We start from the raw sequence: 24,298 nt of genomic DNA, 5'->3' as shown, positions 1-24,298 counted from the left end.
CTATAATGAAGAAACAAATCATATTGACAATGTGTGCAGCTGCTGCTTTGAGCAGTTGCCACATTTATAAAGCTTACGACCGTCCTGACACTATTGATGCTTCCGGTATTTATAGAGATCCTGTTGCGGCTAATGATACATTGGTATCAGACACTACAAATATGGGTAACTTACCTTGGAAGGAAGTGTTTAAGGATGCAAAACTTCAGGCATTGATTGAAGAAGGACTTCAAAACAATGTTGATATGCAGGCAGCTGTGCTTCGTGTGAAGGAAGCTAAAGTAATGCTTACTTCTGCCCGTTTGTCTTATCTGCCTTCAATTAATCTTGCTCCTCAGGGTACAATGACTACCATTGGAGGCAGTGATATGGCAAAGGCATACCAGTTGCCTGTTGCTGCAAGCTGGGAAATAGACCTTTTCGGTAAGATACTTAATGCTAAACGTGGACAGCAGGCTGTATATTTGCAGAGTCAGTACGCCCAGCAGGCTGTTCGTTCTCAGATTATTTGTGGCATTGCAAACGTATATTATACATTGTTGATGCTTGACCGTCAGGTGGAAATCACTACAGAAACGGCCGCAATCTACAAAGAGAATGTACGCGCAATGGAGGCTATGAAGTTGGCCGGATATGTAAATGAGGCAGCTGTCACTCAGATGCGTGCTGCCAGTCATCAGGTTGAGGCTTCATTGCTTGACTTGAAACGTCAGGTTCGTGAAACTGAAAATTCATTGGCTGTACTTCTTGCAAAAGCTCCGCAGGCAATAGAACGAGGCAAACTTGCCGATCAGGTTATGCCTGAAGAATTGACAGCCGGAGTGCCATTGCAGCTGTTGGAAAACCGTCCTGATGTGAAGATTGCAGAAATGACACTTGCAAGTGCATATTATACAACAAATCAGGCTCGTTCGGCTTTCTATCCTAGCATTACTATTGGTGGTACTGCAGGATGGACTAATGGCTCCGGAGTAACTGTTTCCAATCCGGGACAGTTTATGTTCCAGGCTTTGGCTTCTTTGACACAGCCTATATTCAATCACGGTAAACTGGTGGCAAACCTGAAAGTTTCTAAAGCTGAAGAGGAGATAGCCCGCATGAACTATCAGCAGACTATCCTTGAAGCAGGTCAGGAAGTCAGCAATGCTCTGTGTCTGTATGAGACAGTTGACAAGAAGCTGATAGAAGATCGTGGTAGAGTAGAGCAGCTTGAAAAAGCCGTGACATATACAAAAGCTTTGTTCCAAAGTGCTGAGGCTACATATCTTGAGATTCTTACAGCACAGCAGAACCTATTGAGTGCGGAATTGACAGAAGTTTCTGATAATTTCCAGCGTATTCAGGCTGTTATAAACCTGTATAGCGCACTTGGTGGCGGACGTGAATAATTAACCTTAAAAACAATAAACACATGATTAGTCCTTTAGCTTATGTTGATCCTTCTGCAAAGTTGGGCAACAATGTAACAGTGCATCCGTTTGCCTATATCGACAAGAATGTCGAGATAGGTGACAACAATGTGATAATGCCATATGCCAGTCTTATGAGTGGGACACGTATGGGTAATGGAAATACCGTATATCAAGGAGCAGTGATAGCTGCCGTACCGCAGGATTTTTCTTATAAAGGTGAAGAAACCTTTGTGAGAATTGGTGATAATAATGTGATCCGTGAAAATGCTGTTATCACACGAGGAACTTATTCAACTCATGATACCATAGTGGGTGACGGTAATTTCATCATGCAAGGAGTCCGTATTTCACATGATGTAGAGGTAGGAAACGGATGTATCATCGGAAATGGTTCTCAAATTTCCGGTAACTGTAAGGTCTATGATCATGCAATACTTACTTCCAATGTTCTGATGCAGGGTAATACCCGTTTGGGCAGTTATTCTATAGTACAAGGCGGATGCCGTTTCATAAAAGACATACCACCTTTTATAGTTGCCGCACATGAACCTATAGCATTCTATAGCATCAATACTCATGTGTTGGAGCATGAAGGCTTTCCTGAAACACAGATCAAGCACATTGCACAGGCTTACAGAATTCTTTACAAGGCAAATACATCACAAAATGATGCCTTGATCAGAATAAAGGAGCAGGTGCCGGGCAGTGAGTATATTGATATGATAATAGACTTTGTAGCATCATCAAAGCTTGGTATTATTCATTAATTTAAATATTTGGTATATGCCGGTACTGCTATAATGTATGTACCGGCATTTTTTTGTATATGGATATAAAATAAAGATGTATATTTGCAGCGTTTTTAATAGTATATATTTTGTTCTACAAAATAACGTTTTTGTATTTTCATGAAGAATAGACTGCACTATACATTTCTAATAGCTTTGTTCGTGATGCTGGGGTTGATGTCTCTGCATTATTTACCCGAAATAAATTTATGCGGTAAAACATTTAGAAAAGTTGATTTATTGTCAGATATACGTTGCGACATACATGTTGCCGATACTTTAAATCTTGATTCTCTTTTTGCAGAGCCGGTTGTAAAACCACCGTTTGTTGACTCTTGCAAGGCAGGAATAGAGTGTATAGAAGACTATTCAGATTCAACAGAATATGGCATGTCTCACTTTTACGAAGCGTTGTCGGATATTGAAAACAGGCAGTCTCCTGTAAGGATTGCATATTTTGGCGATTCATTTATCGAGGGAGATATTCTTACGGCAGACTTACGAAATCTTTTGCAGACGGAATTTGGAGGAAAAGGGGTAGGCTACGTAAGTATAACGTCCAAATTCCCTGGTTTCCGACCGACTGTAAGACATAGTTTCTCAGGATGGGCTTCGCACAATGTAACAGATTCAGTTGGTTTTATCCGTAACAGGCAGGGTATTGCAAATAGTTATTTTAATGCAACAGAAGGAGCATATACCAGTTTGGAAGCCACTTCAAAATATGCTTCTTGTCTTGACGGTTGCACAGCTTCATCTATATTTTACCTAACGGACGATTCATTGTATATTTCGGCAGAGATAAATGGCAGCAGTGAACAGAAATTCCGTGTAAAAGGAGATAGCACATTGCAGTGTCTTACCGTGAATGGTAATATAAAGAAAGTGAAGTGGAATATTGAGAAATCGTCTCAGGATGCATTGTTCTATGCTGTAACAATGGACAGTAACAACGGTATAATACTTGATAATTTCAGTACTCGTGGAAGTAGCGGACAGCAGCTGTTGGGAATACCTTCATTTCTCCTGAAGAAGTACAACAAACTGCGTAAATATGATCTGATTGTTTTGCAGTATGGTCTGAATGTAGCTTTCGAAGGAGGTTTGGATTACGGATATTATAAGGAAGGAATGAAGTCTGTTATTCAGCATTTCAAGAAAGCATTCCCAGATGCCTCCATTCTTATAGTAGGTATAGGTGACAGAGAAACCAAGGATGAAAACGGAAATCTCAGAACCATGCCCGCTGTTAAGGGACTCATAAGAAGCCAGCAAATGCTAGCGGCAGAAACAAATGTTGCTTTCTGGAACCTTTATAATGCAATGGGTGGGGAAGGAAGTATGTCAAAGATGGTAAATTCTAATCCGGCTATGGCCAATTATGATTATACACATATAAATTTCCGTGGAGGAAAACACATTGCAGGGTTACTTTTTGACGCAATAATGTATGGAAAGGAGCAATATGAAAAAAGAAAATCATACGAGATGCAGTAAAACAGTTGGATACAAATGCATCATTATCATGTTGTCGGTCTTTCTGCAGACAATTGCGGGAATGTATGCACAAGATGTTGTGCCTGAAAAGGCAAAGAGGGATTATAATTCCGGTCCTGTATATTCAAGTTCGGCCATGGAACATCTTATGAGATTTATTTCTGTTGAAAGTCCTATGCCTACATCGTTCAAAGATACAATGGAGAATGTGATAATTGATCCTGAAAGGACGCTTGATGTATTCTGGGAAAAATTGTCAACGATGGAACGTCCTGTGCGTATTGTTCATATAGGCGATTCGCATGTAAGGGGGCATATATTCCCTTATAAAATGAGAAAATTGCTGGAAGAGGATTTTGGAGCAGATGCAGTACTTGATTATAATGTATCTTATCATACCACAGGTATAGCATCCGAGACAGGCAGGTCTGGAATCGTATATCATATATTGGGAGTGAACGGAGCTACCTGTGAATCTTTCAACAAACCGGAAAGAATAGATGAAATCACGTCATTAAATCCGGATCTGATAATAATGTCATTCGGAACTAATGAGGCGCATGGCAGGAATTACAGGTCAGATCAGCATCGTGTTCAGATGATGAATCTGATAAGTGAGCTGAAGAAAGGTTGTATAAATGCAGGATTTCTAATAACCACACCGCCAGGTGCATATGTAAAAGTCGGAAGGAGAAACAGGATTATAAATGTACGTACACCGTTAGTGGTCAGGACAGAAAAAGATTTTGCGACCGAAAACAAAATTGCTGTCTGGGACCTTTACGACGTGGTTGGAGGTGAAAAGTTTGCTTGCAAGAACTGGACCGCAGCAGGTATGTACCAAAGAGACAAAATACATTTCACGCGCGAAGGATACGCGCTTCAGGGATTATTATTACACGAAGCATTCATTAAAGCATACAATGATTATGTGGCTACAAAAGTTTATTGATATTTTTGAGAATTTCGGATTTGATTACCATAAAATATTGGATGTATTGACATACAATCCGCAGCAGCCGTTGATATTCAGCAGTGGCTTGTTTGTCTTTCTGTTTTTGGCGTTCAGTTTAGTATATGTGTTGCTTCGTAACCATACCACAGCCAGGCTACTGTTTGTTTCAGCCTTTTCATACTATTTCTATTACAAGAGCAGCGGCTTTTATTTCTTTTTGCTGGGTATTGTGACTGTTACCGACTTTATTCTTGCCAGAATAATGGAGAATACCGCAGAAAAGGCTAAGCGCAGACTATTGGTAATTATAAGCTTATGTGTCAATCTTGGGCTTTTGTGCTATTTCAAATACACCAATTTCTTTTATGAAATGTTTGCCCCGTTATTCGGAGGAAATTTTGAACCTTTGGACATATTCTTGCCTGTAGGAATTTCATTTTTTACTTTTCAGTCGTTAAGTTACACCATCGATGTGTATCGTGGCGACCTGAAACCTCTACGTAATTTGCTTGATTACATATTCTATGTATCTTTCTTCCCACAACTGGTGGCAGGTCCGATTGTCCGTGCACGTGATTTTATTCCACAGATACGTCAGCCGCTTTTCGTGAGCAATGAGATGTTTGGTCAAGGAGTATTTTTTATAGTTAGCGGTTTATTCAAGAAAGCTGTAATATCCGACTATATAAGCGTAAATTTTGTAGAACGTATATTCGAAAATCCGGGCTTGTATTCCGGTATTGAAAACCTGTTCGGTATATACGGTTATGCATTGCAGATTTATTGCGATTTTTCCGGGTATAGTGACATGGCAATAGGTTTGGCATTGCTGCTTGGTTTCCGTTTCCCTATGAACTTTAATTCGCCCTACAAATCGGATAGCGTTACAGAATTCTGGCATAGATGGCATATATCACTGTCCACATGGCTCAGGGACTATCTGTATATATCATTGGGAGGTAACCGTAAAGGGAAAATACGTACATATATAAATCTCATATTGACAATGCTCCTTGGCGGATTATGGCATGGCGCATCATGGAATTTCGTTGTTTGGGGTGGTCTTCATGGTGTGGCTTTGGCGGTACATAAATTTATACGCAGTATATTGGGAAGAGAGAAAAATTATCAAAGCAGTGGAATAAAGAAGTTCTTTGCTGTAATCATAACCTTCCATTTTGTATGTTTCTGCTGGATATTTTTCCGGAATACCACTTTCGATGGCTCTGTGACAATGATAAAACAGATATTCTCGTCTTTCCATCCTGAATTGTTCGGACAGCTCGTATCCGGCTATTGGAAGGTGTTCTTGCTTATGGCTTTGGGATTTGTTCTGCACTGGTGTCCGGACAGGTGGCAGAATACATGTTCAAATACTGTAACCAGGATACCTTTGATAATGCAGGCACTCCTGATTATCATAGTCATATTTATAGTAATACAGATAAAGAGCAGCGATATACAACCATTTATATATTTCCAGTTCTGATATAAAAACAGCGGTGCAAAATTTATATGAACCTTGCACCGCTTTATGTTTTCATGAAAACATTTATTTGTTTTTATACATGTTTTCGTAATAGTTCTGATAATCTCCGCTTGTTACGTTTTTCACCCATTCCTGATTGTTCAGATACCATTCTATGGTTTTTACTATGCCGTCTTCGAATTTTGTTTCCGGCATCCAACCCAATTCTTCAGATATTTTTGTCGGGTCTATAGCATAACGTTGGTCGTGTCCCAATCTGTCTTTTACGTAAGAAATCAGCGAATCATTAATCCAGTCTATAGATATTTCACCATTTTCATTGAGTTCCTTTTTCTTTAGTATTTTTCTCAATTCAGGTTTTTCCGACATCATGTCGTGAATAGTGCTTATTGTCAGCTTTACTATATCTATATTCTTTTTTTCGTTATGTCCGCCTACATTGTAGACTTCGCCACATCTGCCTTTGTTTACTACCAGATCAATAGCTTTACAATGGTCTTCCACATAAAGCCAGTCTCTCACATTCGATCCGTCACCATATACAGGGAGTCTTTTACCTTCAAGAATATTCTTTATTATCAATGGTATAAGTTTCTCTGGGAAATGATAAGGACCGTAATTGTTTGAACATCTTGTAATGGTTACAGGCATTTTATATGTGTCATGATAAGCCATTACTATCATATCCGCACTGGCTTTTGATGCACTGTAAGGACTGTGTGGGCATAATGGTGTTACTTCTGTGAAATAACCTTCGGCACCAAGCGAACCATAAACTTCATCTGTAGAAACCTGATGGAACCTCACATCTTTTCTCCATGTCGGATAACCAGTTTCATCTTTTCCTGTTACCCATGCCCTTCTTGCTGCATCCATCAAATTTTGCGTTCCCAAAATATTTGTTTGTAGAAACAGTTGTGGATCTTCTATGCTACGGTCAACGTGACTTTCTGCAGCGAAATTGACTATACAATCGAATTTATAATCTGCAAACAGACGTTCTACCAGTTCACTGTCGCATATATTTCCTTTGACGAAGAAGCAACGTTCATTGTCTATGTCGTTTGCTATGGTTGCAAGATTACCAGCATAAGTCAACGCATCTAATATTACTACCTTAATATCATCATGTTTCTTCAGAATGTATTTGATGTAATTCGAACCAATGAAGCCTGCCGCTCCTGTGACTAAATACGTTTTCATAAAAAGTGTTTATAATTCGAATGCAAATTTGGGAAAGATTTCTTTAACAGACAAATATTTTCTCAATTAATCTTTCAGCTCTATAACTTCCAAATCTGAAAATTTACAATTGTCTACATTAAATCTTACAAGTGTTCTTACTGTATGAAAACCATAATTTCCGGCAGCACCAGGATTAATATGTAATAATCCGAAATCTTTGTCATATTTTACTTTCAGTATATGTGAATGTCCGCTTATAAACAGATTTGGAGTATCTGAGCTTATTATATTTTTTATTTGTGGATTATATTTTCCTGGATATCCTCCAATGTGTTTTATAAGTACATCAGTACCTTCAATTTCGAACCTGTTTATTTCCGGTAATATTTTACGTAAATCCTGTCCGTCAATGTTTCCATATACTCCTCTGAAAGGTTTGAACTCCATAAATCTGTCAATAATCTCTTTCGAGCCGATGTCGCCTGCGTGCCATATTTCGTCGCATTCGTCAAAGTATTTCAGATATCTGTCGTCCCAATATCCATGAGTGTCAGATAATAGCCCGATTCTTTTCATCGTTTTTGAGCGTTATTTCAGTATGGATGCTATCTTTTGTGGTATTTCAGGGTTTGGCAAATCTTTTTTCTGTATAAGCAAATATGCAAAATTATCAGCCAGAATTTCTTCCGGATTTATTATATACTTTGTGTTCCTGCCTATCATATCATAGAAATCTTCTGCCTCTTCTATACCGTAAATTACTGTCTTACCATCATTCTGTATAGGGATAAGATCATCGTTCAACGGTATCAGTCCTACGCTTAGATAGTCTGACAGCGTTTTTTCCGGCGAGAATGGTATTTGTGAATAAATAATCATCGAACATTTCTGTTTCTTTCCGTTTATTGTAAATTCGGCATAGCTATCATACAGTTCGATATCAGGATTGGAAATTCTTTTTTCTATAATATCAATAGGGAAGAAAAGCTCTCTGTCGGCTACATTAAAACCAATTACGGAGTAAACAGATTTTTTGAAAACCTTGTCACTTCTTGTTAAAAGATGAAATATTTCATGTGCCAGAAGATATTCAAGTTCCTCATTGGTAGATTCATTTATATATTTTTCTCCAAGTGCTATCCAATTTTTTCTGGTATATGCTGCCACATTCATTTCTTCTTTCATGGAAGTCTTTACTAGTATTACTTCCTGTGGGTACTTTATTTTAAGCTTTTGTTTGTCTATCTTTGTTTGAAGTGATTTGAATGCAGCGGTAATTTTCTTTTTTTCGTCTTCACTCCAGTTTAGGGTTTCATTCATTGCGAGTCTGAGTAATTCCGATTTTCTTCCGTCTTGTTTGCCAAGTCGTAAATCAATATCGAAACTGTTCAGTTTGTTTGTGAAATTATCAATGTCGGTAATCAGCATTTGAGCTTCTGCTCTTGTTGCAAAACGGTATGATATTTTTTTCTGTCCCACAGCTGTAAGTGAAACACAACATAATATTGCAAATAAAATCCAGTGCGATATTTTCATAATTCTTATTTTTTTATGGTTTTATGTGTTTAAAATTAAATACTCACAGCGTAAAATTAAACAAAAAAAAGCCATTCACGTCTATGTAGATATATCTTTTACGTTTTTTTTGTATTGATAAGTAAAAGATATTCGGTTCGTGAATGGCCTCTCGTGTGATTATAGCTTTTTATTCTTTGTCTTTCAGAGCTGCAAATATCTGTGCCTCCAGTTCTTCTGCCAGTTCAGGATTGTCTTGTATGCAGATCTTTGCCGCATCGCGTCCTTGTCCGAGCTTGGTGTCATTGTAACTGTACCATGAGCCACTTTTCTTGATTATACCGAGTTCTGCTCCCAAGTCTATTATCTCTCCACTTTTAGAGATACCTTCGCCGAACATAATATCGAATTCTGCTTTGCGGAAAGGAGGGGCTACTTTGTTCTTCACAACTTTCACTCTAACCTGGTTACCGATTATTTCTTCACCGTCTTTCAGCTGAGTGGCACGGCGGATGTCAAGTCTTACTGAGGCATAGAACTTGAGGGCATTACCACCGGTAGTAGTTTCAGGATTACCGAACATCACACCAATCTTTTCGCGCAACTGGTTGATAAAGATACAAGTAGTATTTGTCTTGTTGATAGTTGATGTAAGTTTTCTAAGTGCCTGCGACATAAGTCTTGCCTGAAGTCCCACACGGTTATCGCCCATATCGCCTTCTATTTCAGCTTTAGGGGTAAGTGCCGCTACAGAGTCAATAACGATGATGTCGATAGCCGATGAACGTATCAGCTGGTCTGCTATTTCGAGAGCCTGCTCACCGTTGTCCGGTTGCGAGATAAGCAGATTGTCTATGTCTACACCAAGTTTTGCTGCATAGAAACGGTCGAAAGCATGTTCAGCATCGATGAAAGCAGCTATACCGCCAGCCTTCTGTGCTTCTGCAATGGCGTGTATTGCCAGAGTGGTCTTACCTGATGATTCAGGACCGTAGATTTCTATGATACGTCCTTTAGGATAACCGCCTACACCAAGTGCGGCATTAAGTCCTATAGAACCGCTAGGAATTACTTCAACTTCTTCCACATGGTCATCACCCATTTTCATGATTGAACCTTTTCCGAAGTTCTTTTCTATCTTGTCCATGGCAGCCTGCAGCGCCTTCAGTTTTTCCGAGTTATTAGGCTTTGAAGGGCTGTCTATGCCACCTTCAAATTCCAGTTCGTCTTTCTTTGCCATATATGATTGAGTTTATATGTTGTTATTATTTTAAAATCTGTGCTGCGTGGTCTTTTGTCTTCACCTCTTTAGGAGAAATGATTCTTTCTATCACCCCTTCTTCGTTGATGATGAAGGTAGTACGGAAAGTTCCCATATATTTTCTTCCGTACATACTCTTTTCACCCCAAACACCGAATTCCTGAACCAGTTTCTGTTCCGTATCGGCAATGATGGTGAATGGCAGACTGTTCTTTTCAATGAATTTTTGGTGCGATTTGGCATCCTGTATGCTTGCACCTATAATTTCGTATCCTGCATTTAGCAGAGCCTCGTAGTTGTCTCGCAGATTGCATGCCTGTGCAGTACATCCGCTGGTCATGTCTTTTGGATAGAAGTAAAGTACTACTTTCTTTCCTTTGTAATTGCTCAGGCGTATTTCTTCGCCTTTTTCATTCAGTCCCAAAAAGTCGGGTGCCTTGTCTCCTACATTCATGGTATATATAAAGATAATTAAAGTCCGCTCCGGAATAAGTCATACTGAGGATACATATTCCGAAGCGGACTTTTTATGTTATTGTATTAAAGTTCCAAATCTCCGTCGAACACTTCATGCCATGGCAATCCGTACATGTTCAATGCTTCCATGAATGGATCCGGATCGAATTCTTCCACATTCCATACTCCCGGACGTTTCCATAATCCTTTCAGGAACATCATGGCACCGATCATTGCCGGAACACCTGTAGTGTAGCTTACTCCCTGCATACCTGTTTCCTTGTAAGCAGCCTGGTGAGAACAGTTGTTGTAAACGTAGTATGTACGTTCCTTTCCGTCTTTCACACCGCGGATACGGCAACCGATAGAAGTTTCACCTTCGTAGTTTTCGCCAAGATCCTGTGGGTTAGGCAATACGGCTTTCAGGAACTGCAATGGAACGATTTCCATTCCGTTGTAGTTGATAGGCTCGATACTTGCCATACCGATGTTCTGTATCACTCTCAGGTGAGTGAGGTATTCCTGACCGAATGTCATCCAGAAGCGTGCACGCTTGATGGTAGGGAAGTTCTTTACGAGCGATTCGAGCTCTTCGTGGTAAAGCAAGTATGAATCGCGCGGACCGATGTTTGGATAAGTCAGATCCTTGTGGAATTCCAGAGGTTTTGTAGTTACCCATTTTCCGTCTTCCCAGTAACGTCCGTTCTGAGTGATTTCGCGGATATTTATTTCAGGGTTGAAGTTTGTTGCAAATGCCTTGTGGTGATTTCCTGCATTACAGTCAACGATGTCGAGGTAATGCATTTCGTCGAAGTGGTGTTTAGCTGCATATGCAGTATATACACCGCTCACTCCCGGGTCGAATCCGCATCCGAGGATGGCAGTCAGACCTGCATCTTCGAAACGTTTCTTGTAACCCCACTGCCAGCTGTATTCGAAATGAGCTTCGTCTTTTGGCTCATAGTTGGCTGTATCAAGATAGTTCACTCCTGCCTGCAAGCAAGCTTCCATGATAGTCAAATCCTGATAAGGAAGAGCTACGTTAATAACGATTTCGGGTTTAAAACTGTTGAATAAAGCCACCAGTTCGGCCACATTGTCTGCATCTACCTTAGCGGTTTTGATGTTTGGGTTGCCGATTGCCTTTACAATCGCGTCACATTTTGACTGGGTGCGGCTAGCAATCATCACTTCTGTGAAAACTTCAGGATGCTGAGCCACCTTGTGTGCAACAACGGTACCTACACCGCCTGCACCGATAATCAATACTTTACTCATTTAATATATTAATGTGAAATTTTAATTCCCGGTAAACGTTACCGTTCAATATGCAAAGATAAGACTTTTTTCAAAATTGCATGCAGTATTGTTCAAATATCATTATTTTTATATTAGAATAGAAAAAACAATAACATTGTTTGTTACTTTTGTGTGAACAATGGATTATTGTTTTTGTTATAGTATTTGAAATATAAAAAACAGGAAAAAGGTATGAAGAAAATGTTAATCAGTGCAGCAGCCTTTGCTGCGGTTGTTTTGTCATCTTGTGGAACAACAGGCAAATCAGTAGATATTTCGGGCGAGTGGAATGTTGTATCTGTAAAGGGTGAACAGGTAGAAGGCAATCCTTACATAGGTTTTGATCTTGCAGAAGGACGTATATACGGAAATGCCGGATGTAACAGAATAATGGGTGGAGTAGAGGTTGACTCTGTCAATCCGGGCAAAATAGGATTTACCGGAGTAGGTGCAACACGTATGATGTGTCCTGATATGGAAACAGAACAGAAAGTTCTTGAGGCATTGAACGAGGTTGCCGGATATCAGGCTTCGTCTGCCGGAGTAGAGCTTACTGACAAGGACGGCAATGTCTTGATGTCGCTCGAAAAGAAAGAGGCTCCTGCTGTATCGGTAAATGACATCAATGGCAAATGGAATATAACAAAGGTGGAAGGTGCTGCTGTGGAGGTTGCTGACAAGACTCCTTTCATCTCATTCAATGTGGTAGAGAACGCTGTCCATGGAAACGGTGGATGCAACATCATCAACGGTTCATTCTCTCAGGAAGAGGGCAATCCTTCTTCTCTTAAATTCGGTCAGATGATAAGCACTATGATGGCAGGTCCGGGTATGGAGACAGAACGTAAGGTTCTTACAGCTATGAATAAAGTAGCTTCATTCGTAGTGAACGAAGACGGAACTTTGTCGCTTATGGATGCCGGTAATAATGAAGTTCTTCTCTTGGTTAAGAACGACGGCGAAACTGTGTCTGAATAAGGTTTGATACGTTTAAAAAAAATGAACCGTCATTCGATTTAAAATGAACTGTCATTTCAAATCGAATGACGGTTCATTTTTATCCCTTGTTTCTTTTCTTATATTGTGAAGGCGTTTCTCCTGTAATTTTGAAAAAAGTTTTCGAGAAATGGTACTGATCGTAAAAGCCAAGTTCATTGGCGATTTCCTTTATTTTCATATTGGAGAAATCAAGCAACTGGCATGCCTTCTGGATTTTCAGCTGGTTGAAATAATTCAACGGGCTGTGTCCCGTTTTTTTCAGGAAAATCTGTCCGAAATGTGATGCTGAATAATTTACATTGTTTGCAATGTCTTCAAGCGACAGTTTTTTCTCTAAATTACTTCTCATAAAGTTTATGGCATCCTGAATGATATCTCCTTTTTTTGATTTGTTGACCTCTCTATATTGAGAAATAAACCTGAATGACGCTATAAAATGCCATAAGCATAAAGTGACGTATTCAAGGTTTTCGGAGCTGTATCCCATTTCCAGATTACGATATATTTCCTCGAACATGAGCAGACGGTCTTTGAATCTGGCTTCTGGTGCTTCATCGATTCTTATCACCATATTATATATAGATTTGAACAGGTGGCTTTTTTCTCCGGCGAAATGAAGCCAGTAAATACTCCATGGCTCTTTTTCTGAAGCACCATACGAATGTGGAGTACCGGCTTCGATAATAAAAAATTCTCCTTTTTTTAATTCGAATTTTGTTCCTTTAATGCTTATCCAACCTTTACCCTCTGTGCAATATATGAGTATGTGTTGTTCAGCTCCTTCTTTACGAATACGATAATGTCCATTAGCTTTGGGGTAAAAACCAATATCAGTAATATACAATAATGAAGTGAGTTCATTGCTGCTTAGTATGTCTTTGATTGTTTGCGGAACCACAATTGCCATTTGCCCGTCAAAACCGTCTTTTTTGCGTTCCATGTAGCATTATATTTTATGTTTTATGCAAATGTAATTAAAACTTTTTGTTTAGAGTTATTTTACATCAAATAAGATATTAAATACATTTTGCATGATAAGCTTTTTCTGTTATTTTGCATCTAGAAAAATAATAAACAATAATATACAATGAAAAATACGTTTTTAGCTTCTATAATTCTTTTACAGTTGGCATCGTGCAATAATCCTGTAGAACAGTTGAATCTTTCCGGCGAATGGACTGTCAGACTTGACAGTACTGACACTGGTATCAGTGAATCTTGGTCAGGAAAACTGTTTGATAACAAAATTATGCTTCCAGGGACAACGGATGCCGCTAAACTTGGTGTAAAAAGTACCTTGACTCCTGAATTGGCAAAACCTCAGCTTCTGCATCTCACCAGGGCATACAGTTATATTGGTCCGGTATGGTATTCGAAAGAGATACAAGTTCCGTCAGACTGGGTTGGAAAAGATTATATTTTACATTTGGAAAGAGTTTTGTGGGACACACAGGTATGGATAGACGGACAGAAGGTTGAAGGACACGAAGAGAGCCTTACTACACCTCATGAGTATAATCTTACATCATATCTAAAAAGTGGTAAAAGGCATATTTTGACAGTTATAGTTGATAACAGAAAGCGTTACGATATATCCGTTAATGAGTTGGCGCATGCTTATACTGATGCAACTCAAGTGAAATGGAATGGTATCTTAGGTGATATGTATATTGAGGCGGTAGATAAGGTGAGGATAGATAATGTGCAACTTTATCCGGACGCAAAGGCTTCTAAAGTAAAAGCTGTTGTTACAGTAATCAATACATTAGACAATACAGAGAATCTTTCACTCAAGATGGATGTACAGGGGAAATCTGATGGAGAGAAATATGTATCGGAAGAGAAAAATATCACGGTAGAATCTGGAATTTCCAAAGTAGAAGTTGAATATAGTCTTGGTCAGGATGCTCCGTTATGGAATGAATTTAATCCGTATTTATATACAGCTACAGTTGGGATTAAAGGTAAAACGATTGATTCAGAAAAGACAGAGACATTCGGACTGCGTCATTTGGTAAATGAGGGAAACAAACTAATGTTGAATGGCAATCCGATGTTCTTGAGAGGTACTTTGGAATGTTGTATATTTCCGCTTACAGGAACTCCTCCAACAGACGAGGAGTCATGGAGAAAACTTTATTCATCTGCACGTGAATACGGAATGAACCATTTACGTTTTCATTCATGGTGTCCTCCAGAGGCTGCATTTAATGTTGCCGACGAGATGGGGTTCTATATTCAGATTGAGCTTCCAGTATGGAGTGTAACATTAGGAAAAGACCAGTCTACTATAGATTTTCTTCGTGCTGAGGCTAAAAGGATAAGTAAGGAATATGGCAATCATCCTTCTTTCTGTTTTTGGGCTTTGGGTAATGAGTTGCAGTATGATTTCAATGTCATGGGTTGTATGTTAAAAGAAATGAAGAATACCGATTCAAGGCATTTGTACACTACTACATCATTTACATTTGAAAAAGGCCATGGCGTTTGGCCGGAAGAGAATGATGATTTCTTTGTCACTCAGTGGACTAAGAAAGGTTGGGTGCGCGGTCAAGGTGTGTTTAATACAGAAATACCTTCGTTTGATAAAGATTTCAGAAGTGCTATTGAAGGTATGAGTGTACCATTGGTGACTCATGAAGTAGGTCAATATTCTGTATATCCTGATATAAACGAAATTTCTAAATATACAGGAACACTTATACCGCTTAATTTCATGGCTGTTAAAGCTGATTTGGAGAAAAAAGGTCTTGTAAACAAGGCTCATGATTATCTGATGGCTTCAGGTAAACTTGCGTCTATATTATATAAAGAAGAGATAGAACGTGCCTTGAAGACTCCTGGTAATAGTGGTTTCCAGTTGCTTGACCTACATGACTTTCCCGGACAGGGTACAGCTTTGGTAGGATTGCTTAACGCATTTTGGGAAAGTAAAGGTGTTATAACCGGTAAAGAATTCCGTGAGTTCTGTTCTCCTGTTGTTCCGTTGCTTCGCTTTCCTAAAGCAGTATATACTAATAATGAGATATTTTCGGCAGATATCGAACTGTGTAACTATAGTGCTGAAGATTTGAAAAACAGTGTTTTGGAATGGAAAGTAACATCAGGTAGTAAAGTAATTGGTCAGGGAGATACTACTGTTGAAAAACTTATAATTGGTCACAATGGTGGTATAGACAGAATAGAATTTCCTCTTGATAAGATAGAGAAAGCTTCACAGCTTGAAGTATGTGTTTCGCTTCAAGGAACAGAGTACCGTAACCACTGGAATATATGGGTATATCCTTCTGAAATAACTCCGAAGTGGGGAAGTGTGAAATATACCAGAAATTATACGGAAGCAATGAAATTACTTCAGGATGGTGAGAAAGTGTTGTTCAATCCTGACTGGCGTACTCTTAGCGGGATAGAAGGAAAGTTTGTTCCTGTATTTTGGAGCCCTGTACATTTTCCTAATCAGGCAAGTACCATGGGGGTATTGTGTGATCCGGAACATCCGGCATTAGATGATTTCCCTACCGAAATGCATACCGACTGGCAGTGGTGGGATTTAAATATCAACTCTACAACTTTGGTTGTCGACAGTTTGCAGGGAGGAAAACCGGTAGTGGAAATGGTGGACAATTTTGTCAATAACCGTCGTCTGGCTTCTTTGTATGAAGGAAGTATTGGAAAAGGAAAACTTATGCTTGCTACTTTTGATTTGGAAAAATCTCTTGACAAACGTCCAGTTGCAAAACAGATGTTGTGTTCTATACTTGATTATATGAACAGCGAAGAATTTAATCCTTCTCAGATGACTGGTATTGAAAAAATAAAGAATGTTTTCGGTACAGCTAATAATAAAAAACAGTCTGCCAGTGGAATTTATTGATAAAAAATATTAACAAATAAAAATATATACCATGAAAACTTACAATAAACTTTTCATTTATTTTATATGCCTTGTTTCGGCTATGGGAGGTCTACTCTTTGGTTACGACTGGGTAGTGATTGGTGGTGCAAAACCATTCTATGAAGTATACTTTGATATAGTAGGTAATGAAGGGATGCAGGCTTTGGCAATGAGTATAGCATTGTTAGGTTGCCTTCTTGGGGCCACTATGGCTGGATTCCTAGCCGACAGATATGGAAGAAAGAAGCTGTTAATCTTTTCGGCTTTTGTTTTCTTTGTTTCGTCGTGGGCTACCGGAGTAGCAACATCTATTCCTACATTTATATTGGCGCGTTTGGTAGGAGGTATGGCTATAGGGCTAGCGGCCGATTTGTCACCCATGTATATTGCAGAAGTTGCACCAACACATATTAGAGGTAAATTGGTAACACTCAATCAGCTCACTATAGTGCTCGGTATTTTGGGTGCACAGATTGTAAATATGTTGATAGCCGATCCTGTTGCCGCTGATGCTACACCTGCTGATATACTTAATTCATGGAACGGACAGACTGGGTGGAGATGGATGTTTTGGGCAGTATGTGTTCCTTCCGGCTTGTTCTTTCTGTTGTCAATGTTCATCCCAGAGAGTCCACGTTGGCTTGCAAGTGTCAAGCGTTATGACCATGCCCGCAAGGTTCTGACATCAATAGGCGGACAGGAATATGCTGATGAAGAGATAGAAAGTTATTCTAAAGCAGGTACTTCATCACATTCAGAAAAAGGGGCATTGTCTCTTCTGTTTTCATCTAAGATGCGTAATGTTTTGGTAATAGGTATTGTAGTGGCAATGTTCCAACAGTGGAGCGGTACGAACGTAATATTCAATTACGCTCAGGAAATATTCCAAGCTGCTGGCTATGGAATATCAGATGTTCTTATGAATATTGTAGTGACAGGTATTGCAAATCTGGTATTTACGTTTGTTGCAATTTACACTGTTGACCGTTTGGGACGTAAGACACTTATGATGATTGGTTCTATAGGATTGGCTGGTATATATACACTTTTAGGATTAAGTTACTTCTTTGAGTTTAAGGGATTTATAATGATTGTATTTGTAGTCCTTGCCATAGGTTTCTATGCCATGTCATTGGGCCCTGTTACTTGGGTTCTTCTTTCTGAAATATTTCCTAATAAAGTACGTGGGGTTGCTATGGCCGTATGTACTGCTGCATTATGGATAGCATCATTCCTTCTTACTTATACATTCCCGTTCCTGAATTCAGGTCTTGGAACTGGTGGTACATTTATGTTATACGCAATAATTTGTTTCTTGGGATTTGTGTTTGTTCTTCGTCGTATACCTGAAACAAAAGGAAAATCTTTGGAGGAACTTGAAAAGGAATTGGTGAGATAATATAGAGATTAGTTATATCAGGTGTAAATTATACATGTTTTTAGTATATACAATGCTTGGTTTACTTTGAGTATTGAGAATAACTTTCCTTAAGTTATTAAAGTTGAAACTAAATAAACGAGAAAATTTACATCTTTTTGAACTTTTAATCCATTTTGCAGTAGTGCAATAATTACGATTTTTGCAGTGTAATAATTAAAGAATAAATAAAAAATATTATACTTTACCTTTATGGAAAAAATAACAGAATACCTTATTCAAAGTACGGTAAATACTTCTGAAGTTAGAGCTTGGGAAGAAACTGTAATGTTGCCTACATACGGTATTGGCAAAGAAGAGAAAAATCCTATTTTTCTGGAAAAACGTGTTTATCAGGGTAGTTCAGGTTCGGTGTATCCATACCCTGTAGTTGAAAAGATTGAAGACGAAAAGCATGACCGTCCTTGGAGAGCTTTCTTTATAGAGAATGAATACATCAAACTGATGATTCTGCCGGAATTGGGTGGACGTATTCAGATGGCTTATGACAAGGTAAAAAAACGTCATTTTGTATATTATAACCAGGTTATCAAACCTGCATTGGTAGGTTTGACTGGTCCATGGATTTCTGGAGGTATTGAATTCAACTGGCCACAGCATCACCGTCCTAGTACATATCTTCCAACTGACTGTATGATAGAAGAATTCCCGGACGGAAGTAAGACTATCTGGTGTAGTGAAGTGGAACGTATGTTCCGTACTAAAGGAATGGCAGGGTTTACTCTTTATCCTGGAAAAGCATATATTGAAATCAAGGCAAAGGTGTATAACCGTACTCCGTTCCCACAGACATTCCTGTGGTGGGCAAATCCGGCAGTAGTGGTTAACAAGGATTATTATTCAGTATTCCCACCTGATGTAAATGCTGTGTTCGATCATGGTAAACGTGCCGTATCGAGCTTTCCTATAGCAACAGGTGAATACTATAAAGTAGACTATTCTGCAGGTGTTGATATTTCACGCTATAAAAATATTCCGGTTCCAACTTCATACATGGCTATCAACTCTAAGTTTGACTTCGTAGGTGGTTATGAAGAACATATTGAATCAGGACTTCTTCACGTGGCAGACCATCATGTGAATGCCGGTAAGAAGCAGTGGACATGGGGACATGGTGACTTCGGACAGGCATGGGACCGCAACCTGACAGACGAAGACGGACCATACATCGAACTTATGACTGGCATGTACTGTGACAATCAGCCTGACTTTACATGGTTGCAGCCATACGAGGAAAAATCATGGGTACAGTACTTCATGCCTTATCAGAAAGTAGGTATGGTTAAGAATGCTACACGTGATGCTCTTATCAATATGATTCCTGAAGAAGGTGGCAAGATGAAGGTCATCCTTTATACTACAGCTGCTCACAAGGAAGTACGCGTAATGCTTACAAATACAGAAAATGGAAAGATTTATCTTGATGCGCTGACAGCTGTAGCACCAGATAATTCATATATCAATACAGTTGACTGCGATACTCAGAAACTTGAAGAACTTAAACTTACAGTCCTTGATGAAAAGGGTAAGGTACTTGTAAGTTATCAGGCGGCAAAACCAGAAATCAAACCTATTCCGGAACCGGCAAAGGCAGCTCTTGACCCTAAGAAGATTGCCAGCATGGAACAGTTGTTCCTGACAGGTCATCACCTGGAACAGTATCGTCACGCTACTTATCTTCCGATGGACTACTATATGGAAGCATTGAGCCGTGATGAAAGCGATATCCGCTGTAACAATGCTGTAGGTTTGCTGTTGATGCGTCGCGCACGTTTTGCTGAAGCACAGAAATATTTCGACCGCGCAATCAAGACTCAGACAGAACGCAATCCTAATCCATACGAAGGCGAACCATATTACAACTTAGGGTGGAGCAAGAAGATGCAAGGCGATATAGACGGAGCATACGATGCTTTCTTCAAGGCTACATGGAATGCTGCATGGCAGGATTCAGGCTATATGGGGTTGGCACAGATCGATATGATTCGTGAGGATTATGCAAACGGTATCGACCATATTAACCGTTCATTATACCGTAACTGGTTGAACCATAAGGGGCGTCAGTTGAAGGCTTCATTTTTGCGTAAGACAGGTGAGTATGCACAGGCAGAAGCACTTATCAATGAATCATTATCAATGGATAAATTCAATATGGGATGTCGTTTTGAGTCTTACCTCATCAATACACTTCAGGGAAAAACGGAAGAAGCTGCTGCTGTTAAAGTTGAGATGAAGACACTTATGCGTGGTGCTGTTCATAGTTATATTGAATATGCGATTGACTATGCATCTGCAGGTATGTATGACGAAGCTGCTCTGTTGTTGTCATTCGTAACAGAAGATACTGAAGTAACCTATCCAATAGTTTACTTTGCTTTGGGTTATTTTGCATCTAAGATGGGCAAGAAAGATGAAGCTGTAGCTCTTTATAAGAAAGCTGAGACAATGTGTCCTGACTATTGCTTCCCTAACAAACTGGAAGAAGTTCTTATGCTTAAAGATGCTATGGAACTAAATCCTGAAGGTGCTAAGGCTCCATATTATCTAGGTAACTTTTATTATGCAGCACGTATATATGATGAAGCTATTGCTTGCTGGGAGAAGTCTGCATCTATTGATGATACATATCCTACAGTATTGCGTAACTTGTCGTTGGCTTACTATAATAAGCAGAATAACCCACAGAAAGCTCTTGCTGCACTTGAAAAGGCGTACAAACTTGATGAATCGGATGCACGTATACTTATGGAACTTGATCAATTGTACAAGAAGCTCCGTTATTCACATCGTCAGCGTCTTGACTTCCTCAACGCACATGCAGAGGTCGTAGAACAGCGCGATGACTTGTGTATTGAACGTATAACTTTGTATAACCAGCTTGGAGAATATCAAACAGCATACGATTTGATCAATTCACGTAGGTTCCATCCGTGGGAAGGCGGTGAAGGTAAGGTGACAAGTCAGTATGTATTCTGCCGTGTTGAATTAGCTAAGATAGCTTTGAAAGAAGGTCGTTATGCAGATGCTGTACGTTTGTTGAAAGAAACAGAAAAATATCCTGATAATCTCGGTGAAGGTAAGCTTTCAATGGCTGAAGAGAATGATATTCACTATTGGATGGGATGTGCATACGAGGGGCTAGGTGAGGCTGAACTTGCAAAAGAATATTTTGAAAGAGCAACTAAAGGCTCGGCAGAACCAGCAATTGCATTCTTCTATAACGATCAGCAACCTGACAAGATTTTCTATCAGGGGTTGGCATGGCGTAAGCTCGGAAATGAAGATAAGGCACGCAGCCGTTTCAATAAATTGATTAGGCATGGAGAACAGCATTTGTTCGACAAGGTTAAGATTGATTACTTTGCAGTATCACTTCCAGACTTGCTGATTTGGGATGACGATTTGAATGTACGTAACTTGATTCACTGCAATCTTGTAATGGGACTTGGATATCTCGGTCTTGGTGATAAGGAACAAGCTCGTAAGTTCCTTTCGGAAGTTGTCCGTCTTGATATCAATCATCAGGCAGGAGCACAGCTATTAGCTATGTGTGATATGCTTTGATTTCTTATAAAATACGAAAGATCAATAAAGATTTCCCGTATAGGGTAAAATCTTTATTGGTCTTATTGTAGTTTATATAAGTTAATGTTTATTTATTAATCATTTATATACATATATTAAACTGTTTAATACTTATGAGAAACCTCCTCATACTGATATTGTTGTTTGCAACAGCGTCGTGTAGTGTTGAGAAAGATAACAAATCTGATTTGACACTATGGTATGATACACCGGCAGATGCCACTGCAAAGGACAGTCCAAACGGCTGGCGGGATGATCAGCACTGGTTAAGTGCTCTTCCTTTGGGTAATGGCTCATTTGGTGCTTTGGTTTTTGGTGATGTACATTATGAACGAATCCAACTTAACGAGGAAACTATGTGGTCGGGCAGTCATCAGGAATGTGATAATCCTGAAGCTCCTAAATATCTTGAGAAAATTAAATCTCTTCTTTTCGAGGGCAAGTACAAGGAGGCTACAGAGCTTACCAATAAGACGCAGGTTTGTAAAGGCTTGGGCTCAGGATTTGGAAATGGTTCGGCAGTCCCTTTTGGATGTTTCCAGACTATGGGAGACTTGTGGATAGACTTTGATAATAAATCACCATATTCTGGTTATCGTCGTGAATTGAATCTTGCTGATGCTACAGCTACAGTTATTTATAATCAGAATGGAGTAAATTTCAAAAGACAGGTATTTATAAGTCATCCTGATCAGGTTATGGTAGTAAAATTATCTGCTGATAAAGATAAGCAGATGAATTTTACATGTAACATGAACCGTCCGGAAAGGTATAAAACATATACCAAGGATAATCAACTGATAATGAGCGGTGCAATGTCTGACGGTAAAGGAGGTGACGGGCTTGAATATATGGTTAGACTTAAGGCTGTTGCCTACGGTGGTAGTGTGGTGTGTACGGATTCTACTTTAAGTGTCAAGGATGCAGATGAGGTTATTCTCCTGATGGCTGCATCGACAGATTATAAATTGGAATATCCTGTATATAAGGGTAGGGATTATAATAATATAACTTCTGAAGCTATTGCAAATGCGGAAGTTAAGTCTTTTGATGATTTGTATTCGGCACATAAAAAGGAGTATTCAAAGTATTATGACAGGGTGAATTTTTCAATAACCGAAATTCCTGATACTATTGCGACTGATGTAATGGTGGATAACGCTAAAAAAGGTATCATAAGTGAACGGTTGTACGAGTTGATGTTCCAATATGGTAGATATCTCCTGATTTCTTCTTCTCGTCCGGGTACTTTGCCTGCAAATTTACAAGGGATTTGGGCTAATAAACTGCAAACACCATGGAATGGTGATTATCACACAGATGTAAATGTGGAAATGAATTACTGGGCTGCAGAAGTTGCTAACCTTTCGGAAATGCACCTACCTTTGTTTGACCTTATAGAGTCTTTGGTTGAACCGGGAACTAAGACAGCACAGGTACAGTATAATAAGAAAGGATGGGTTGTACATCCTATAACAAATATCTGGGGATATACTTCGCCAGGAGAGCGTGCTTCATGGGGTATGCATACTGGTGCTCCTGCATGGATATGTCAGCATATAGGTGAACATTACAGATTTACAGGTGATAAAGAATTCCTGAAAAGGATGTATCCTACATTGAGAGGTGCTGTGGAGTTTTATATGGATTGGTTGTCTGTACATCCTAAAACCGGAAAACTTGTTTCAGGTCCTGCAGTTTCACCGGAAAACACTTTTATAGCCCCAGATGGTAGCCATTGCCAAATCAGTATGGGACCTACACATGATCAGCAGACTATATGGCAGCTGTTTGATGATTATAAGATGGTAACCGATGCACTGGGTATAGATGATGATTTTAAAAATAAAGTGGAAGAAGCTAAAGACAACTTGGCTTTAAGTAAGATAGGAACAGATGGCAGACTTATGGAATGGGCTGAAGAATATCCTGAGGCAGAACCGGGGCATCGCCATATTTCACACCTTTTTGCAGTGCATCCAGGTTCGCAGATAAATATATTACAGACACCTGAGTTGGCTGAAGCGGCGAATAAATCAATGGAATATAGAATATCTAATGGCGGAGGACATACAGGATGGAGTTCTGCCTGGCTGGTTAGTCAATATGCGCGATTGCACAAAGCCGACAAGGCAAAGGAAAGCCTGGATAAAGTGTTCGAGAAGAGTCTTAATACAAATCTTTTTACGCAATGTCCACCATTCCAGATTGATGCAAATTTTGGAACAACGGCAGGTATAGCAGAAATGCTTATTCAGAGCCATGTATATGATAATGGAGCATACGTCATTCAATTGCTTCCGGCTTTACCTTCAGACTGGAAGAACGGTGAGTTCAGAGGGCTTAAAGCCAGAGGTGGTTTCGAAGTTGATGTGAAATGGAAAAACGGAATAATCATTGAGGCTGAAATAAAATCTCTTCTAGGAAATAAATGTAGGGTTTGGTATAATGGAGAATATATTGAGACTGGTGATTTATCTATTGGAAAATCATGGAAGTATAATATTTAAAGCACATTAAAATT

Annotated in this window: 17 protein-coding genes; 10 read left to right on the top strand and 7 right to left on the bottom strand. The window is 39.3% G+C overall.

The genetic code is table 11. The annotated features are described in order from the left end of the window. Positions 1–5: 5 nt before the first annotated feature. The 5 genes from Q0486_RS10825 (at position 6) to Q0486_RS10805 (ending at position 6,141) form a co-directional block, all read left to right on the top strand. Positions 6–1,388: a TolC family protein gene (locus Q0486_RS10825; RefSeq protein ID WP_299232975.1), complete on the top strand. Its 1,383-nt coding sequence runs from the start codon at positions 6–8 to the stop codon at positions 1,386–1,388. Positions 1,389–1,411: 23 nt separating this feature from the next. After that, positions 1,412–2,179 (top strand): acyl-ACP--UDP-N-acetylglucosamine O-acyltransferase, encoded by a 768-nt coding sequence (gene lpxA / locus Q0486_RS10820; RefSeq protein ID WP_299232972.1) that lies wholly within the window; start codon positions 1,412–1,414, stop codon positions 2,177–2,179. A gap of 141 nt (positions 2,180–2,320) precedes the next feature. Further along, a complete protein-coding gene (locus Q0486_RS10815) occupies positions 2,321–3,697 on the top strand; it encodes an SGNH/GDSL hydrolase family protein (RefSeq protein ID WP_299232969.1) in 1,377 nt (458 codons plus the stop codon). Then, complete coding sequence (locus tag Q0486_RS10810) at positions 3,666–4,649, top strand: GDSL-type esterase/lipase family protein (protein ID WP_299232967.1); 984 nt, start codon at positions 3,666–3,668, stop codon at positions 4,647–4,649. The genes Q0486_RS10815 and Q0486_RS10810 overlap by 32 nt, the downstream gene beginning before the upstream one ends. Next, on the top strand, positions 4,627–6,141 hold the full coding sequence (locus Q0486_RS10805; protein WP_299232964.1) for an MBOAT family protein: 1,515 nt from the start codon (positions 4,627–4,629) through the stop codon (positions 6,139–6,141). Before Q0486_RS10810 ends, Q0486_RS10805 begins: the two co-directional genes overlap by 23 nt. A 63-nt stretch (positions 6,142–6,204) precedes the next feature. On the opposite strand, the gene rfbB is transcribed toward Q0486_RS10805, so the two are convergent. The 6 genes from rfbB to Q0486_RS10775 all read right to left on the bottom strand — a co-directional run bounded on the left by rfbB (position 6,205) and on the right by Q0486_RS10775 (position 11,836). After that, on the bottom strand, positions 6,205–7,344 hold the full coding sequence (gene rfbB, locus Q0486_RS10800; protein ID WP_299232962.1) for a dTDP-glucose 4,6-dehydratase: 1,140 nt from the start codon (positions 7,342–7,344) through the stop codon (positions 6,205–6,207). Positions 7,345–7,410: 66 nt separating this feature from the next. Next, the gene (locus tag Q0486_RS10795; protein ID WP_299232960.1) at positions 7,411–7,902 is read right to left on the bottom strand and encodes a metallophosphoesterase family protein; all 492 of its coding nucleotides are present in this window, start codon (positions 7,900–7,902) and stop codon (positions 7,411–7,413) included. Between the two features lie 12 nt (positions 7,903–7,914). Continuing rightward, positions 7,915–8,862, bottom strand: a complete 948-nt coding sequence (locus tag Q0486_RS10790; RefSeq protein ID WP_299232958.1) for a hypothetical protein — start codon at positions 8,860–8,862, stop codon at positions 7,915–7,917. A gap of 169 nt (positions 8,863–9,031) precedes the next feature. Then, complete coding sequence (recA, locus tag Q0486_RS10785) at positions 9,032–10,081, bottom strand: recombinase RecA (RefSeq protein WP_299232956.1); 1,050 nt, start codon at positions 10,079–10,081, stop codon at positions 9,032–9,034. Positions 10,082–10,106: 25 nt separating this feature from the next. Then, on the bottom strand, positions 10,107–10,556 hold the full coding sequence (gene bcp / locus Q0486_RS10780; protein ID WP_299232954.1) for a thioredoxin-dependent thiol peroxidase: 450 nt from the start codon (positions 10,554–10,556) through the stop codon (positions 10,107–10,109). A gap of 86 nt (positions 10,557–10,642) precedes the next feature. After that, complete coding sequence (locus Q0486_RS10775) at positions 10,643–11,836, bottom strand: saccharopine dehydrogenase family protein (RefSeq protein WP_299232952.1); 1,194 nt, start codon at positions 11,834–11,836, stop codon at positions 10,643–10,645. A gap of 213 nt (positions 11,837–12,049) precedes the next feature. Here Q0486_RS10775 and Q0486_RS10770 point away from each other — a divergent pair, with 213 nt between their 5' ends. Next, positions 12,050–12,835: an META domain-containing protein gene (locus Q0486_RS10770; RefSeq protein ID WP_299232950.1), complete on the top strand. Its 786-nt coding sequence runs from the start codon at positions 12,050–12,052 to the stop codon at positions 12,833–12,835. A gap of 79 nt (positions 12,836–12,914) precedes the next feature. On the opposite strand, the gene Q0486_RS10765 is transcribed toward Q0486_RS10770, so the two are convergent. Beyond that, the gene (locus Q0486_RS10765; protein WP_299232948.1) at positions 12,915–13,796 is read right to left on the bottom strand and encodes an AraC family transcriptional regulator; all 882 of its coding nucleotides are present in this window, start codon (positions 13,794–13,796) and stop codon (positions 12,915–12,917) included. Between the two features lie 147 nt (positions 13,797–13,943). Between Q0486_RS10765 and Q0486_RS10760 the strand changes: the two genes are divergently transcribed. The 4 genes from Q0486_RS10760 (at position 13,944) to Q0486_RS10745 (ending at position 24,284) form a co-directional block, all read left to right on the top strand. Next, the gene (locus tag Q0486_RS10760; RefSeq protein WP_299232946.1) at positions 13,944–16,730 is read left to right on the top strand and encodes a sugar-binding domain-containing protein; all 2,787 of its coding nucleotides are present in this window, start codon (positions 13,944–13,946) and stop codon (positions 16,728–16,730) included. Between the two features lie 31 nt (positions 16,731–16,761). Beyond that, positions 16,762–18,150, top strand: a complete 1,389-nt coding sequence (locus Q0486_RS10755) for a sugar porter family MFS transporter (RefSeq protein WP_299232944.1) — start codon at positions 16,762–16,764, stop codon at positions 18,148–18,150. Between the two features lie 231 nt (positions 18,151–18,381). Beyond that, positions 18,382–21,753: a DUF5107 domain-containing protein gene (locus Q0486_RS10750; RefSeq protein ID WP_299232942.1), complete on the top strand. Its 3,372-nt coding sequence runs from the start codon at positions 18,382–18,384 to the stop codon at positions 21,751–21,753. Positions 21,754–21,887: 134 nt separating this feature from the next. Further along, positions 21,888–24,284 carry a glycoside hydrolase N-terminal domain-containing protein gene (locus Q0486_RS10745; protein WP_299232940.1) on the top strand — a complete coding sequence of 799 codons (2,397 nt, stop codon included), beginning with the start codon at positions 21,888–21,890 and terminating at the stop codon, positions 24,282–24,284. The last annotated feature ends 14 nt before the right edge of the window (positions 24,285–24,298 follow it).

Origin of the sequence: uncultured Bacteroides sp., from assembly GCF_937912035.1 — a bacterium.
In the GTDB taxonomy this organism is placed as follows: Bacteria; Bacteroidota; Bacteroidia; order Bacteroidales; family Bacteroidaceae; genus Phocaeicola.
This window is presented reverse-complemented; position numbering and strand designations above follow the sequence as displayed.

Coding starts and splice junctions, on each gene's coding strand:
- Q0486_RS10770 (WP_299232950.1), top strand. CDS start 12,050: ATGAAGAAAATGTTAATCAGTGCAGCAGCCTTTGCTGCGGTTGTTTTG.
- Q0486_RS10775 (WP_299232952.1), bottom strand. CDS start 11,836: ATGAGTAAAGTATTGATTATCGGTGCAGGCGGTGTAGGTACCGTTGTT.
- Q0486_RS10815 (WP_299232969.1), top strand. CDS start 2,321: ATGAAGAATAGACTGCACTATACATTTCTAATAGCTTTGTTCGTGATG.
- Q0486_RS10760 (WP_299232946.1), top strand. CDS start 13,944: ATGAAAAATACGTTTTTAGCTTCTATAATTCTTTTACAGTTGGCATCG.
- bcp (WP_299232954.1), bottom strand. CDS start 10,556: ATGAATGTAGGAGACAAGGCACCCGACTTTTTGGGACTGAATGAAAAA.
- Q0486_RS10795 (WP_299232960.1), bottom strand. CDS start 7,902: ATGAAAAGAATCGGGCTATTATCTGACACTCATGGATATTGGGACGAC.
- Q0486_RS10825 (WP_299232975.1), top strand. CDS start 6: ATGAAGAAACAAATCATATTGACAATGTGTGCAGCTGCTGCTTTGAGC.
- Q0486_RS10790 (WP_299232958.1), bottom strand. CDS start 8,862: ATGAAAATATCGCACTGGATTTTATTTGCAATATTATGTTGTGTTTCA.
- Q0486_RS10750 (WP_299232942.1), top strand. CDS start 18,382: ATGGAAAAAATAACAGAATACCTTATTCAAAGTACGGTAAATACTTCT.
- lpxA (WP_299232972.1), top strand. CDS start 1,412: ATGATTAGTCCTTTAGCTTATGTTGATCCTTCTGCAAAGTTGGGCAAC.
- Q0486_RS10805 (WP_299232964.1), top strand. CDS start 4,627: ATGTGGCTACAAAAGTTTATTGATATTTTTGAGAATTTCGGATTTGAT.
- Q0486_RS10755 (WP_299232944.1), top strand. CDS start 16,762: ATGAAAACTTACAATAAACTTTTCATTTATTTTATATGCCTTGTTTCG.
- rfbB (WP_299232962.1), bottom strand. CDS start 7,344: ATGAAAACGTATTTAGTCACAGGAGCGGCAGGCTTCATTGGTTCGAAT.
- Q0486_RS10765 (WP_299232948.1), bottom strand. CDS start 13,796: ATGGAACGCAAAAAAGACGGTTTTGACGGGCAAATGGCAATTGTGGTT.
- Q0486_RS10810 (WP_299232967.1), top strand. CDS start 3,666: ATGAAAAAAGAAAATCATACGAGATGCAGTAAAACAGTTGGATACAAA.
- recA (WP_299232956.1), bottom strand. CDS start 10,081: ATGGCAAAGAAAGACGAACTGGAATTTGAAGGTGGCATAGACAGCCCT.
- Q0486_RS10745 (WP_299232940.1), top strand. CDS start 21,888: ATGAGAAACCTCCTCATACTGATATTGTTGTTTGCAACAGCGTCGTGT.